The sequence below is a fragment of the Thermodesulfobacteriota bacterium genome, assembly GCA_040757775.1.
Taxonomy (GTDB): Bacteria; Desulfobacterota; UBA8473; order UBA8473; family UBA8473; genus UBA8473.
On sequence record JBFLWQ010000029.1, the window covers coordinates 16,826 to 31,744 of the forward strand.

9 protein-coding genes are annotated in these 14,919 nt (G+C 44.8%); 6 read left to right on the forward strand and 3 right to left on the reverse strand.

Annotation, left to right across the window (positions count from 1 at the left end; all coding sequences use genetic code 11):
- The first annotated feature begins 109 nt into the window (after positions 1-109).
- The 3 genes from tkt to pgl all read left to right on the forward strand — a co-directional run bounded on the left by tkt (position 110) and on the right by pgl (position 5,986).
- Complete coding sequence (tkt, locus tag AB1401_13845) at positions 110-2,128, forward strand: transketolase (GenBank protein MEW6616534.1); 2,019 nt, start codon at positions 110-112, stop codon at positions 2,126-2,128.
- A gap of 169 nt (positions 2,129-2,297) precedes the next feature.
- Positions 2,298-5,219 carry a bifunctional transaldolase/phosoglucose isomerase gene (locus tag AB1401_13850; protein ID MEW6616535.1) on the forward strand — a complete coding sequence of 974 codons (2,922 nt, stop codon included), beginning with the start codon at positions 2,298-2,300 and terminating at the stop codon, positions 5,217-5,219.
- The gene (pgl, locus tag AB1401_13855; protein ID MEW6616536.1) at positions 5,216-5,986 is read left to right on the forward strand and encodes a 6-phosphogluconolactonase; all 771 of its coding nucleotides are present in this window, start codon (positions 5,216-5,218) and stop codon (positions 5,984-5,986) included. Before AB1401_13850 ends, pgl begins: the two co-directional genes overlap by 4 nt.
- A 98-nt stretch (positions 5,987-6,084) precedes the next feature.
- On the opposite strand, the gene fabF is transcribed toward pgl, so the two are convergent.
- Positions 6,085-7,326: a beta-ketoacyl-ACP synthase II gene (fabF, locus tag AB1401_13860; protein ID MEW6616537.1), complete on the reverse strand. Its 1,242-nt coding sequence runs from the start codon at positions 7,324-7,326 to the stop codon at positions 6,085-6,087.
- Positions 7,327-7,917: 591 nt separating this feature from the next.
- On the opposite strand from fabF, the gene AB1401_13865 reads away from it, so the two are divergent.
- Positions 7,918-8,682 carry a hypothetical protein gene (locus AB1401_13865; protein ID MEW6616538.1) on the forward strand — a complete coding sequence of 255 codons (765 nt, stop codon included), beginning with the start codon at positions 7,918-7,920 and terminating at the stop codon, positions 8,680-8,682.
- 97 nt (positions 8,683-8,779) lie between these two features.
- Here AB1401_13865 and AB1401_13870 read toward each other — a convergent pair whose 3' ends face one another.
- Positions 8,780-9,172: a cobalamin-dependent protein gene (locus AB1401_13870; protein MEW6616539.1), complete on the reverse strand. Its 393-nt coding sequence runs from the start codon at positions 9,170-9,172 to the stop codon at positions 8,780-8,782.
- 188 nt (positions 9,173-9,360) lie between these two features.
- Positions 9,361-11,040 carry a methylmalonyl-CoA mutase family protein gene (locus AB1401_13875; protein MEW6616540.1) on the reverse strand — a complete coding sequence of 560 codons (1,680 nt, stop codon included), beginning with the start codon at positions 11,038-11,040 and terminating at the stop codon, positions 9,361-9,363.
- Between the two features lie 207 nt (positions 11,041-11,247).
- Here AB1401_13875 and AB1401_13880 point away from each other — a divergent pair, with 207 nt between their 5' ends.
- The gene (locus AB1401_13880; GenBank protein ID MEW6616541.1) at positions 11,248-13,044 is read left to right on the forward strand and encodes an AMP-binding protein; all 1,797 of its coding nucleotides are present in this window, start codon (positions 11,248-11,250) and stop codon (positions 13,042-13,044) included.
- A gap of 12 nt (positions 13,045-13,056) precedes the next feature.
- Positions 13,057-14,442, forward strand: a complete 1,386-nt coding sequence (locus tag AB1401_13885; protein MEW6616542.1) for a sigma-54 dependent transcriptional regulator — start codon at positions 13,057-13,059, stop codon at positions 14,440-14,442.
- Positions 14,443-14,919 lie beyond the last annotated feature (477 nt).

The following is a 14,919-nucleotide window of genomic DNA, read 5'->3' on the forward strand; positions in this document are numbered from 1 at the left end:
ATTTTGAGCCTTCTTAAAGGTATTTTTGTTTGGACAACATCCTTAAAAATTGATAAGTATAAATTTTCGATTACAAAAGCAGCGCTGAAAAAAGGTGGGAGGATTTTTCATGGATAACGAACAAAAAACGCTGGATCAGCTTTGTATCAATACCATTCGCACACTGGCAATGGATGCTGTACAGGAAGCTAACTCGGGCCATCCAGGTACACCGATGGCGCTTGCACCGCTGGCTTATGTCTTATGGACTAAGTTTCTGCGTTATAACCCCAGCAATCCCCGGTGGTTTGACCGCGATCGCTTCGTGCTTTCATGCGGCCATGCCTCAATACTTCAATATGCCGTGCTGTATTTGACAGGATACGACCTGTCCCTTGACGAGATTAAGAATTTTCGTCAGTGGGGCAGCAAAACACCGGGGCATCCCGAGTACGGAATCACGCCCGGTGTGGAAACAACTACAGGGCCACTTGGACAGGGTTTGATGAACGCCGTAGGCATGGCAATGGCAGAGGCAAATCTGGCAGCGGTTTTCAACCGAAAGGGATACGAAATTGTAGGACATCATACATATGCATTTTGTAGTGACGGAGATTTGATGGAGGGGGCTTCCCATGAGGCAGCCTCTCTTGCAGGCCATCTGGGGCTTGGCAAACTCATCTGGATTTACGATGACAACCATATCAGCATCGAGGGGGATACTGCGTTGACATATTCGGATGACGTAAAAAAGCGATTTGATGCATACCACTGGCACGTACAAAACCTGGGCGATAAGGCCAACGACCTCATTGCGCTGGAGACAGCATTGAGCAAGGCAAAGAAGGAAAAGGAACGACCATCGTTGATTATGGTTCGTTCCCATATCGGCTACGGGTCGCCTAACCGCCAGAATACCAAGGAGGCACACGGCGAACCGCTTGGCGAAGAAGAGGTAAAGTTAACAAAGAGATTCTACGGATGGCCTGAAAACGAGAGGTTTGTTGTTCCGGAACAGGTACTGACCCATATGAGGCAGTCCATAGAACGGGGGAAAAGGCTGGAGGATGAGTGGAGCAAAAAGTTTAGTGAGTACAAAAAGGCTTTTCCTGAGATTGCCAAACAGTTTGAAGAGGCGCTTAGCGGGGATATCCCCCATGGATGGGACAATAGCATTCCCCATTTTGAATCTGCCGATGGCCCCATGGCTACCCGTGCTGCATCAGGAAAAGTTCTCAAAGCCTTTGCAAATAATATCCCCTGGCTGATGGGGGGCAGCGCCGACCTGGCTCCTTCCACAAAGACGCTCATTGATGAACCCCAATACTTTGCCAGGGGTCAATATACCATCCGCAACATTGCATGGGGGGTAAGGGAGCACAATATGTGCGCTGCCTGTTCAGGAATGGCACTTCATGGAGGGGTTCGTCCTTATGCAGCCACATTTTTTATCTTCACCGACTATGCCCGACCTGCCATTCGGCTGGCAGCAATGATGGTACTGCCTGTAATCTATGTTATGACTCATGATTCTATCGCTGTGGGGGAGGACGGCCCTACCCATCAGCCCGTTGAGCAGTTAGCCTCTCTGCGAGCCATGCCTAACATATGCATCATTCGTCCTGCTGATGCCAATGAGGTTGCCTATGCCTGGAGGGCTGCCATGATGCGGAGGCATGGTCCTACCATACTGGTTCTCAGCCGACAGTCTCTGCCGATTTTTGACCGTCACAAAATGGCTGGTGCCGGAGAGCTACTTAAAGGCGCCTATGTCCTGTCCAGGGAAAAAGGGACAATGCCCGATATGATTCTCATAGCCACTGGTTCTGAAGTACAGTTAATCGTTGATGCACAGGAAAAGCTGGCTTCGGATAGAATTGATGCCAGGGTTGTGAGTATGCCCAGCTGGGAGCTGTTTTTGGAACAGCCGCAAAGCTACCGTGATAAAGTTCTGCCTCCTGATGTAAAAGCACGGCTGGCCGTCGAGGCAGGATCGCCTCAGGGATGGCACTACTGGGTTGGAGATAGCGGTGACATCGTAGGTATTACGAGGTTCGGCACCAGCGCACCGTATAAGGAAAACCTGGAAAATTATGGATTCAATGTTGAAAACGTCGTTGAGCGGGCAAAAATACTGATTGGAAAATGACGACGAGGTCTTTGCACAATCTGCCAAGAGCTTTGAAGAAGTTCCCTGAAAGCGAATTACATAGATTTTTTGGGGAACCTTTCTTAGTCCGCCAGAGGCGGATAGAAAATTCACATGTTTGACCTGCCAGAGGCGGGGAGTTCGTGAATTTTCAATGGAGAGAGCTTAGATGGGTCAAAAAATGTATGCTGAAGCGAAAAGGGGTACTTCTTCAAAGCTCTCAATTCATAAGAAAAAAGGAGCAAAAATGAACCCTTTGCTACAACTCATTGAATGTGGCCAGAGCTACTGGCTGGACAACCTCACCCGTCGAATGATAAGGAGCGGTGAATTGAAACGTCAGGTTGATGAATGCGGCCTCCGTGGCGTTACATCTAATCCGTCAATCTTTAATAACGCAATCTCCGGCAGCAACGACTATGATGACCAGATCAGGGAACTGGTGGATAAGGGACTGCAAATCCACGAAATTTATGAACAGCTTGTAGTCACCGACATCCGTGAAGCCTGCGATGTGCTCATGCCTGTTTACGACGAGTCGGACGGTATCGATGGTTTTATCAGCCTTGAAGTTTCACCTTATCTGGCGCATGATACCGAAGGGACTAAGTCTGAAGGCAGGCATCTCTTCAAAACCGTAGATCGTCCAAATCTACTCATCAAAGTTCCGGGAACACCCGCCGGTTTACCTGCCATTGAGGAAATGCTGTATGAGGGGATCAACATCAATGTCACCCTGCTCTTTTCAATCCAGAGTTACGAAACTGTAGCAGAAGCATACATCAAAGCGCTGGGTAGACGTCTGGCAGAAGGTAAGCCTGTGAAGACCATTACATCGGTAGCCAGTTTTTTTCTGAGCCGTATCGATGTGCTCACTGATCAGCTCCTTGGTCATCGGATACGGTCTGGAGTTGGCACAGGAAAGGGAGTCAGACCTGATGCCCTGCTGGGTAAGTTTGCAATCGCCAATGCAAAGCTGGCATACCAGAGTTTTAAAAAAATATTTAACGGCAATAAATGGAAGAGATTGGAAGAAAAAGGTGCCAGGGTTCAACGTCTGCTCTGGGCAAGTACCAGTACCAAGAATCCCCTTTATAACGACACATACTACGTTTCGCCCCTCATTGGTCCCCACACAGTGAATACCATGCCTGATGAAACTATTGATGCATTCGTTGATCATGGAATAATTGTGGAAAACTCCGTTCAAATGGAGGTGAATGAGTCCCAAAATGTCTTGAAAAATCTCAGGAAAGCGGGACTGAATCCTGATTTTATTACTCAACATCTCCTTGATGAAGGTGTCCAAAAGTTTATCGATCCCTTTGATAAACTCATGACGACCCTTGCGGAAAAGCGCCAGCAGTTTCTTGGTAAAAATCATAATAGTCAGACCGTTACATTGGGTAAATACAAATCGGCAGTTCAACCGGCATTTGATTCCCTCAGGAGCCGCCAGTTTCCTCAGCGAATCTTCGACAACGATCCGCTTCTCTGGACATCCGAACCCGGAGATGGAGAAACCATTAAAAATCGTCTCGGCTGGTTAAACAGCATTGAAGCCTTTCGAGAAAGGGTAACCGAAATCAAAGAGTTCGTCTCTGAAATAAAGGGTGAGGGCCTCTTAAATGTGCTGCTTCTCGGCATGGGCGGAAGCAGCCTTTGTCCCGAGGTCTGCCAGAAGACCTTCGGTGCCGCTAATGGGTGGCTTAAATTGACTGTCTTAGACAATACCGATCCAGCAGCAGTAAAGGGTATAGCTTCCCAGCTTGATTTGGAGAAAACTCTCTTTATAGTTTCCAGCAAATCCGGTAATACAAGCGAAACACTGAGTTTTTACAACTATTTTTACGAGCTTGTGAAAGCCCAGGTTAAAGGGGAATCAGGCAAGCATTTCATAGCTATTACAGACCCTGCAACACCCCTTGTGGCTGAAGCCAAAAAAAGACGTTTTCGCAGGTGCTTTGAAAACCAGAAGGATATTGGCGGACGCTTCTCAGCGTTGTCGTACTTTGGGCTTGTACCCATGTGCCTGATGGGCATTGATATTGATTTGTTTCTTGTGAGGGCAAATCAAATGGCATATAGTTGCGGTCCATATGTGCCTCCCGCAGCTAATCCAGCTATTCAACTGGGGACAATACTTGGTATTCAACACCAGTTGGGACGCAATAAGGTGACTCTTGTAATCTCTGAGTCTATCGGTACGTTCGGGTACTGGGTAGAACAGTTACTGGCTGAGAGCACTGGAAAAGGTGGTTCTGGACTTGTACCAGTTGAGGGTGAATCACTAGGTTCCCCTGGTGTATATACTAATGACCGGGTATTCGTATACATGCATACAATGGAAGATAATAAAATAGATATTGAAGAAAAGTTGCTCGACCTTGAGGAGGCAGGCCACCCTGTTATCCGTATAGAGGTCAGGGATAAGGTGAATCTTGGAGCAGAATTTTTCCGATGGGAACTTGCAACTGCCACTGCTGGCTCTATCATGGGAGTTAATCCCTTTGATGAACCCAACGTTGCCGAAAGCAAACAAAATACCCACGACCTTTTAGACGAGTGGGGACAAAAAAGGCAGTTCAATGAAGGTCAACCTGCTTTTGAAAAGAGTGGCATTTCTGTTTACTACGATCCGGCTCATAAATGGTTCGATAAAATCGAACGTAAATCGCTGGAAGATTTTCTCAGTTCCTTTGTGGAACTGGCTAAGCCTCCTGACTACATTGCACTACTCCCGTATTTTCTGAGGACACCTGAACGACACAATTTCCTCCAATCTATACGATTGTCGCTCCGTGACCGCTTAAAGGTTGCCACCACACTGGGATATGGCCCCCGTTATCTTCACTCAACAGGACAACTTCACAAAGGTGGTCCTAACAAAGGTGTATTTATAATCTTGACTGCTGACAGCGCAGAAGACATTGCCATCCCGGGGCAGCAATACGGCTTTGCTACGTTGCAGCGAGCGCAGGCACTGGGTGATCTTCATTCCCTCAACAGCAAAGAACGCCGGGTGATTCGCATTCATTTGAGTAGCCAAATCGAGGGTGGGCTTAATCTGCTGGCTGAAATTCTGAAATGATAAGCTACTATCCGAACCTCCGGGAACTCAGCCTTGGAGCAGCAAAATATGTATGCCGGCTCTCACAGGCATCCGTTAAAGAACGGGGCATCTTCACGCTTGTTCTCTCAGGCGGGAAAACACCCCAATTGCTCTATAACCTTCTGGCGGAGTTGCCTTTTCGAGAAATAATCCCATGGGAAAAAACCCATCTTTTTTGGGGTGACGAACGCTTTGTTCCCTCAGATCATCCTGACAGCAACTTTGCCACAGCCTTTGATGCCTTTATTTCCAGAATACCCATACCACCCGGCAACATACACAGGGTTACTGTAGAAAAATCGACCGCGGAAGATGCTGCATTAGCCTATGAGCGGATCATACGGAAATTTTTTGAAACCTCAGGCAAAGCCAAATTTCAGAACCCAACAGAGGGCAAACCACCCCCTTCCTTTGATCTGGTATTATTAGGAGTGGGAAGAGACGGCCATACCGCATCCCTTTTCCCAGGCGACAACGCACTGGAAGAAAGAAAACGGTGGGTCATGCATGTTCAAACTGAAGATATTGCCCCTGCTGTACCACGAATCACCCTGACCTTCCCTGTGATTAATCAGTCCAGGTGTGTGGTGTTTCTGGTGTCTGGTGTGGGTAAAAGAAAAGTGATTCGTACAATCCTTGATGACCCGGTAAATGCAGCTGCGCTATACCCGGCAGCAAGGGTACAGCCTGCAGGACCATTAATCTGGTATATTGATAAAGAAAGCCTTCAGAGGAGAAAGAGATAAAACCATGACTTAATGCCTTCGGAAAATTCCGTTTCCGTCACCCTGAAATTGTTTCAGGGTCTCCTAACAGGATACTTCAGCCCGGCAATAATCGTTTGTTATCCTGAAAATGCTTTAAATAGAATACTTCCATTGACTCCGCCAAATCCAAATGAATTAGATAAAGCTACCCTTACCTCTCTCTTCTGAGCCACATTAGGGACGTAGTTAAGGTCACAATCTGGGTCTGGATTCTCATAGTTTATAGTTGGCGGAATTGTTCCATCGCAAATGGTTAATATGGTAAAGACTGCCTCAACTCCCCCTGCTGCACCCATCAAATGTCCTATCATCGATTTATTGGAACTAATCACAAGTTTGTAGGCATGTTTTCCAAACACATTTTTTATCGCCAGTGTTTCTGATCTGTCATTATAGACGGTTGATGTACCATGGGCATTTATATAATCCACCTCTTCTGGATGGACCTCTGCATCGTCAATGGCTATTTGCATGCACCTGGCAGCTTCTTTACCTTCTGGGTGTGGGCTCACTATATGGTAAGCATCGGATGTCATTCCATAGCCCCCAATTTCTGCATAAATTCTGGCATTGCGCAGCAGAGCATGGTTTAATTCTTCCAAAACCAGAAGCCCGGCACCCTCACTCATTATAAACCCGTCCCGTTCCCTATCAAAAGGCCTGCTTGCCTTCTCTGGCTCCTGGTTTCGGCAGGAAAGGGCTTTTATATTGCACAGAGCAGCCAGGATAAGAGGTGTAGTTATATACTCGGCACCTCCAGCGATCATCACATCTGCATCACCGCGCTGGATTATCCTGAATGCACCACCTATGGAGTGCGCTCCAGCAGCGCACGCATCTGCTGAGCAGGCATTTGGTCCCCTTGCTTTAAGATGAATGGCTATTTGACTCGCTGCCAGATTTGGGATGGCAGAAGGGACAAGGAAAGGGGAAACCTTCTTGCCCCCCTTCTCCTCAAAGACCTTTAATTCTCTTTCATATGCCGGTATGCCTCCCCATGTAGTACCTATAAATACCCCCATCCTATGGGAGCTGGCATCTCGCATCTCCAGTCCCGAATCCCCTATTGCCATTATGGCGGCCGCAACGGCATACTGAATAAAGGTATCCATCCTCTTTGCAAACCTGGCATCGATAAAGTCCAGAGGGTCGAAATCATGGATTTCCCCGGCTATCTGACATGGAAACGGTGATGGATCAAAGGTCGTAATTCTACATATTCCCGACTCCCCGTTACATATTCTTTCCCAATTCCTATCTAACCCCACACCCAGGGGGGTTATAGCCCCCATACCCGTTATAACTACCCTTCTCTTCAATGGCAACCTCCTGTAACATACAAAATTTTGTAACTAACATCTGTTTCCCCAGTCCCCCTAAATTAAGGTCGCCCAGAACTTCCCAGTGTTATTAAAACATATAACTGAGGGATTGTAAGTCCCTTTCTCCTGATACTTTTTCGTATGTCATTTGATAATATTAGGTGCACGGAGCAGCCGAACCCACACACCAATGGGTAGTTCTTTTAGAAAAAGTCTCTTTTCCATTTTACCGCCTTCATCCTTTGAAAGATTACCAGAGAGACAGCTAACCATACAGGTAATAGGCTTTTATATACATTAAGTATATCAAAAAATCAAATACTTTTAGCCTCAAAAAAATCTAAAGGGCTATAAAGTAAAATAATTATTAAAAATACTTGACAGATATGAAGTGAGATTATATAAATATCAGTATTAAAATGTTAACAATACTTCGGCAAAAAAGGACTATAAATAAATAATAAGGGGGGTGGTTGAAGACAATAGATACACTAGAGAGGAGGTGAAAAACTTAAACTAGTAAAAATTGTTCAGATTTCGTGGAAGATTCAATTCCTAATTATTTTCTCTTACTCACAGGAGGGTTATATGAAAAGATTCAGTTTATTTCTTTTGACTTCCGTATTGCTGGTCGGTGTAATAATGTTGTTTTCTATGCCGGCTGTATCCAGCGCTGATCAACTGGATGAGGCAAAAAAGCTTTTTGACCAAAGGGCTGATACTGAAAAGGCAAAGCAAGGTATTGAGATACTGCAAAAAATCGTTGAAAAAGAACCTAAAAACTTTGCGGCATATGAATTATTGTCAAGGCTTAGCGTATATGTTGCTATGGATCTGGCAACCAATAAAGATACTGAGATGGATTCATACGAGTATCTGGGAATGGCCGGCGAGGTAACAGATGCATGGTTGAAATTACAACCCAAAGCCGTTGGTCCAAATTTCTGGAAGGCATATGCTGCTGCCGCAGCTAAAGACATTAAGACAGCTCTCTCTTATGGTGAAGCGGCTTATAAAATCGACAAAAAATACTTTAACGGAATGCCTGCCCTGGTTCTGGGCTACCTGAAAGGGCTCTTACCTCCGTTCATGGGGGGTGATAAGGTTCTTGCTTACAAGTTAATTGATGAGGCTATGGAAGCTGCCCCTGATAACCTTATGATCCACAGAGTCAAGGCAATGCTCCTTGTGAATGACACCAAGGAATCCGCGCAAAAGGCACTGGTTCACCTTCAGTTTGTTCTGGAGTCTCCACCAGCTAAAGGTTGGGAACCTGAGGCAAAGAGGGATAAGGGTGTAGCACAGCAATTGATGACGGGATACGGTGAGGCATTGAAGGCACTTGGCAAGTAAATAACCGAAAAATATTTTTATGAGAAAAACCCAGGTTGTATAAATTATAACACCTGGGTTTTTCTATCTTTATTCCTTTCAGGTTAATCTTAATCCTTTATTTTTCAGTTTTCTCTTTTACAAAGTCCACGATATCCTTAAGTGGCGTCCCTGGCAAAAACACACGGGAAACCCCTATATCGTTTATCAGCTTCGGTATATCCTGATCAGGTATAACCCCCCCGATCAGAACCAGAACACTATCCAGTCCCCGTTCTCTCATCCTGTTCATAAACTTCTGCATGATCTGGAGATGCCCGCCGCACAAGAAGCTAAGCCCCACCGCATCTGCATCTTCCTGTAACGCCGCCTCAACCATGCTGTCAACCCTCTGACCGGTACCCAGGTAGACTACCTCCATACCAGCATCTGTAAGCGCCTTATTAACAGACAGAATCCCTCTGTAGTGATCATCTAAACCTATTTTCCCTGTAACCACTTTTAGTTTCATTGTAATAGAACCCCTCCTAACTCAATCTTTGATAGACTCGTAAAAAGTCAAAAATCAGACGGCACAGTAAAAAGCTCCAGATGCAAGGCGCGCAAATCACGAGGAGTGAAGCGTACTTGTAGTTACGCTGCAACGACGAGGGATGCAGCGCAACGCCGCAGATGGACTTTTTACGAAGCCGTCAATCTTTAAAAAGGGAAATCCCTTTCTCCAGCCCAATCGTATTCAAACCCGTCGTTCATCCTCATAGCACCTATTATTTCCGGGAAGGTTGCATTAGCCTCTAAAGCATCATAGACGTAAGGAACAAGGTTTATCCCGGGATCAGAAGCTGCTTTTTGCAGGCTTTTAATCTTTTCCCGCAGGTTCTTATAGTCCCTTCTCTCCTTAAATTTTTTATATTCATCCAAGTACTCTTCCACATCTGAAGTATCAGGGGCATAGACCTCTGGTTTAAAATCTTCTTCGGGCGGTATCTGAAAACGATTTACGCCTACTACTGTCCTCTCTCCGTTTTCTACCTTTCTCTGAATCTCCAGAAGCCCTTCTTTAAGCTGTTCATGAACCCAGCCCCTCTCCAGGACTTCCAGCCATCCACCCATCTGCTCGATTTGATGAACCATAGACTCTATTTTTTCTTCTAATTCGCTTGTAAGCCATTCAACAAAGTAAGAGCCCGCCAGAGGATCGGCAACCCTTGTTACTCCTGATTCATAACGAATAATCTGCTGGGTTCTAATAGCAAGCCTCACTGCCTCCTCTGTAGGTGTAGCCCATGCTTCATCGAATGAAGGGGTCTGAATACCCATACTGCCGCCAAGAACAGCAGCCAGGGTTCCCAAAGCCCCCCTCGCAATATTAACCAAAGGCTGTTGACGGGTGAAATTCGACCCTGATACATCTACATGGAATCTCAGACACATAGCCTTTGGGTCTGTGGCTCCGAATTGTTCCTTCATGGTCCTAGCCCATATTCTCCTTGCAGCCCTCAGTTTGGCTATCTCCTCAAAGAAATCCCTATTCGCACCAAGAACAGGGCTTAATCTGCTGCTAATAGCATTTATATCCATGCCCCTCTTCAACATCTCACGGATAAATTCATTAGCCATGGCAATTGTAAATGCTATTTCATGGATGGCATTCCCCCCGGCTTCCTGTAAGTCATAGGAGCTGGTAAACCAGATGTTCCATTTTGGAAAATTTTTACATACATACTCACAGAAGTCATTTCCCCATCTTGCCAGGGTAGAAAAACCTCCTTTATGGACAAGCCAATCCATTCGGCTTGGAAATACCGACGGACCGTAATAGAATATTCCCCCTCCTATTCCTCTAAGCTTACTTATATCATATCCCTTTTTCTTTGCCGTCAATATATAAGATTGCCAGACATCAGGATAGAAAGCATCAGAAGACAGACTCAGCTCATCTAACGGTAGCCCTTCACTCAATATCTGAACATCCCTCAATGTATGTAAAGCAACACCGCAGACCCCCAACTGGCCTTCAGCCATGGGCTGGTCAGGCTCAATCCCATATAAAGTAGGTCCATCCAATTCCCAATCAAGGGCACTTGCCCCCTGTTCCACAAGAAATTTACATCTCTCGTTGAACTTCTCCGGTGTGGAAAGTCCCGCGATCTCCCGAATATTCCATAGCTTTCCCCTGTACATCATTGGATGATGTCCCCTTGTAAAAGGATACTGTCCGGGAAGACCTATATTCTTATCAAAATCAATGTCTGAGACATCCTCAGGGGTATACACATTCTTTACAGAGATACCCGAGTCTGTAGCAAAGTCTGTTGCTGCCTCCCGATATGCCTCTTTGATTTTCTCCCTTCTGATCTCCTCAGTTTGACTGCGCATCGGATCCTCCTATAAACTATTTAGGGAAGATAACAATCCCTGATTAATTCATTCTATCCCAAGACATCCCTGTTGTCAACACAAAACCAAAATACGATTGATGGTCTCCTTAAAATTTTTACTTGACTAGTGCTTGTCGTTTAGAATAGATTTATAGAGAGATGGACTTTTTACGAAGCCATCACCTATCGAATGAAGGAAATGGTTATGAGAGAAGATACAATAACCACTTTGTTTCTGAGCCGGGTTCAGAAATCCGGAGACAGGGTTGCCTTCAGAAAGAAGGAGTACGGGATCTGGAAAGACATATTATGGAAAGAATATGGTGAAAATGTAAAGTACGTTAGTCTTGGCCTAATAACCCTCGGATTGAAGAAAGGCGAGTGTGTCACCCTGATCGGTGAAAATCGTCCCGAATGGCTGTATGCGGACATAGGTATCATGGCTGCAGGTGGAATTACGTCAGCCATATATACTACTAATTCGCCGGAGCAATGTGAATATATTATAGAACACTCAGAGGCAAGATTCCATATAGCAGAGGATGAGGAACAATTAGACAAGGTATTGAAGGTCAGGGCAAACCTATCTAAACTGGAAAAGATAATTATCATCGATATGGAAGGGTTAAAGCACTTTAACGACTCTATGGTAATGAGCTTTGAAGAGCTTATAAAGTTAGGCAGGGATTTAGAGGGGAAATACCCTGACCTCTTCGAAGCCCGATTGAATGAAGCAAAACCAGAAGATACAGCATTGTTAATTTATACCTCAGGAACTACCGGTCCTCCCAAAGGGGCGATGTTGTCCCATGCCAGTATCGTATGGACAACAGGCGCAATAAACGATGCCCTTCCACTTTATGAAACGGATGAGGTATTGTCTTTCCTGCCCCTTTCACATATAGCAGAAAGGATGTTCTCAGTTTTTTTGGCCATAAGGTACGGGTATTCTGTGAATTTCATTGAAAATACCGATACTGTTACCCAGAATATGGTTGAGATATCCCCTACTGTTTTCTTTGCTGTCCCTCGAATCTGGGAGAAGTATTTCTCCACTATCACCATCCGTATGAGCGAGTCTACCTGGTTGAAAAAACTGGTTTATTATTTGAGCTTGAAGATAGGTGGAAAGGTTACAGACCTGAAACTGATGAAGGAAAAGGTCCCTTTTTTATGGCAGGCTATCTATTTTCTGGTTCACTTTAGTGCATTCCGTAAATTAAAGGAAAGACTAGGTTTTGACAGGGTAAGATTGGCTATATCCGCAGCAGCCCCTATTTCTCCTGACGTTTTGCAATATTACCATAGCATTGGTATTCCCCTGAGGGAAATCTACGGTCAAACAGAGGATTGTGGTCCAACCAGTGTCCACCTGGGTGACAAGATAAAGATAGGCACTGTGGGGCAGGCTGTCCCGGGTGTACAGATTAAGATTGCTGAGGATGGTGAAATACTGGTTAAAGGGCCCAATGTGTTTCAGGGATATTTTAAAAATCCTGAGGCTACCAAAGAGACATTAAAAGACGGATGGCTGTACTCAGGTGATGTAGGGGAGTTAGACGAAAATGGCTACCTGCGAATCACCGACAGGAAAAAGGATTTAATAATTACAGCAGGGGGGAAGAATATTGCCCCTCAGAATATTGAAAATCAGCTTAAATTCAGTCCCTATATCAATGATGCTATAGTTATCGGGGATGGAAGAAAGTACCTGACAGCTTTAATTATGATCGATGAGGACAATGTGGTGAAATATGCCCAGGACAACCGAATCCCCTTTACAACCTATTCTGACCTGTCAAAAAATTCAGAGATCAAGCGGCTGATCACCAGGGAGGTAGAAAAGGTAAACAGAACCATGGCCAGTGTTGAAACAATAAAGAAGTTTACCATATTTGACAAGAGACTGGACCAGGAAGACGGAGAACTAACCCCCACCATGAAGGTTAAACGGAAATATATCAATGAGATGTACCGGGATATAATCGAGTCTATGTACTAGCAGAAGGTAAAATTGAAGGACAAAGAATCCATTTTGATAGTTGATGATGAAGAAGAATTCAGAGAGTCCCTGAGGGCGATACTCAAGGATCGTTACAATATCTTTACTGCCGAGAGGAATCAAACAGCCCTGGATATCATCGAAGGCAATAAAATTAATGTAGTACTCCTCAGTTTCGATACATCCAACGCTGAAGGAATAAAATTTGTCAGAAAAATAAAAGGGATTAACGAAGAGGTCGATGTGGTTCTGGTTTCGTATTTAGGTATCTTAAGGAGTTTGCCGGGGTATTTAAGATTAGGGGCTACCCTATGTGCAACCAGACCCACGGAAGAAGCCCATTTCATTTCCTTTCTGGGAGAGGTCCTTATCAAACAGAGGTTCCAGAAAGAAATAGAGGATGTTCGTTCAGAGGCTAAAGAACGCCATCGTTTTGGACAGATCATCAGCAAAGATAGAAAGATGAGAGAGATATTTGACGTTATCAAGGAGGTAGCATCTACCTCAACCAGTATCTTGATTACGGGTGAGAGTGGAACAGGGAAAGAACTGGTCGCCAGGGCAATACACTATCAGGGCAACAGGAAGGATAAGCCATTTGTGGTGGTGAACTGTGGCGCCATACCTTCAGAACTTATGGAGAGTGAACTCTTTGGTTACGAGAAAGGGGCATTTACAGGGGCACAATCCCGTACCCTGGGTAAGTTTGAGCATTCCAATGGCGGCACTCTGTTTCTTGACGAGGTATCTGCACTGCGTCTTGACCTTCAATCCAAATTGCTCCGGGCTTTGCAAGAGAAGCAGATTCAAAGGATCGGAAGTAACACCATCATCAATCTGGATGTAAGGGTAATCGCTGCCACTAATACAGATTTAGAAAAGGAAGCCAGGGAAAATAGATTTCGAAGCGATCTTTACTTTCGCCTCAACGTTGTACCCATACATCTGCCGCCATTGAGGAGGCGTAAAAATGATATTCCGTTGCTGGCACAGTTCTTTCTTGAAACTTACAGCAAGCACCATAATAAGAAGCTCGAGGGATTTTCACCCAATGCCCTTGCGACCCTCTGTACATACTCCTGGCCTGGAAATGTTCGAGAACTTCAGAATCTCGTTGAAAGGCTGGTTGTCCTTTCCAGACAGAATAGGTTAATCACATTGAGCAATCTACCCATAGAGCTGTTTATGTATGGGAAACAAGATGGACAAGAAGTGGAAGAAATTAGAGATGACGAATTAGGACTAACGAAGATCAAAGAAGGGTTTGAGAAGCGATTCATCCTTCAGACATTAGAAAAGACGAACTGGAACCAAACAGAAGCTGCAAAGATACTTAAAATACACCGAAACACCCTTGTGAAAAAATTAACCCGTCTAAAGATCAGGGAGAACGTTTAATCCAAAAATGATGGGCCCGTTAAAGATTATAAACCTGCACACAGAGGGAATCAACGATTGGCTTTTTTGCTCCCAAAGATGTGCAATACACCTGCTATTTAAATCTCTTACACTTTTCATAAATGTCCTATTACTGGATAGTGGTTTCTTATGCATAAAAACCTTAACTCCAAAAAGTAAGCTATATCAATATGTTAGAATAAATTTTGCAACAATTATTTATCGGTTAGATTGAAAGAATGGAAGTTGGCACAGTTTTTGTGTATGATTATTAGAGGATATTTAGCTGAAGAAGAGTCCGGCATTAAATAGACTTCGTGAACTTTGGAGTTGTTGAATTACAACCCAAATAAATACCGTGGAAAAGGAGGTAGGTAATGGTCAAGATACCTGAGGGTAAGATTTATCATATTCCTGAGGATTTAGAGGAGGCGTTGGAGGAGATATCAGACATAGATATCAGTCCTAGGCACATGG

Coding starts and splice junctions, on each gene's coding strand:
- tkt (MEW6616534.1), top strand. CDS start 110: ATGGATAACGAACAAAAAACGCTGGATCAGCTTTGTATCAATACCATT.
- AB1401_13850 (MEW6616535.1), top strand. CDS start 2,298: ATGGGTCAAAAAATGTATGCTGAAGCGAAAAGGGGTACTTCTTCAAAG.
- pgl (MEW6616536.1), top strand. CDS start 5,216: ATGATAAGCTACTATCCGAACCTCCGGGAACTCAGCCTTGGAGCAGCA.
- AB1401_13865 (MEW6616538.1), top strand. CDS start 7,918: ATGAAAAGATTCAGTTTATTTCTTTTGACTTCCGTATTGCTGGTCGGT.
- AB1401_13870 (MEW6616539.1), bottom strand. CDS start 9,172: ATGAAACTAAAAGTGGTTACAGGGAAAATAGGTTTAGATGATCACTAC.
- AB1401_13875 (MEW6616540.1), bottom strand. CDS start 11,040: ATGCGCAGTCAAACTGAGGAGATCAGAAGGGAGAAAATCAAAGAGGCA.
- AB1401_13880 (MEW6616541.1), top strand. CDS start 11,248: ATGAGAGAAGATACAATAACCACTTTGTTTCTGAGCCGGGTTCAGAAA.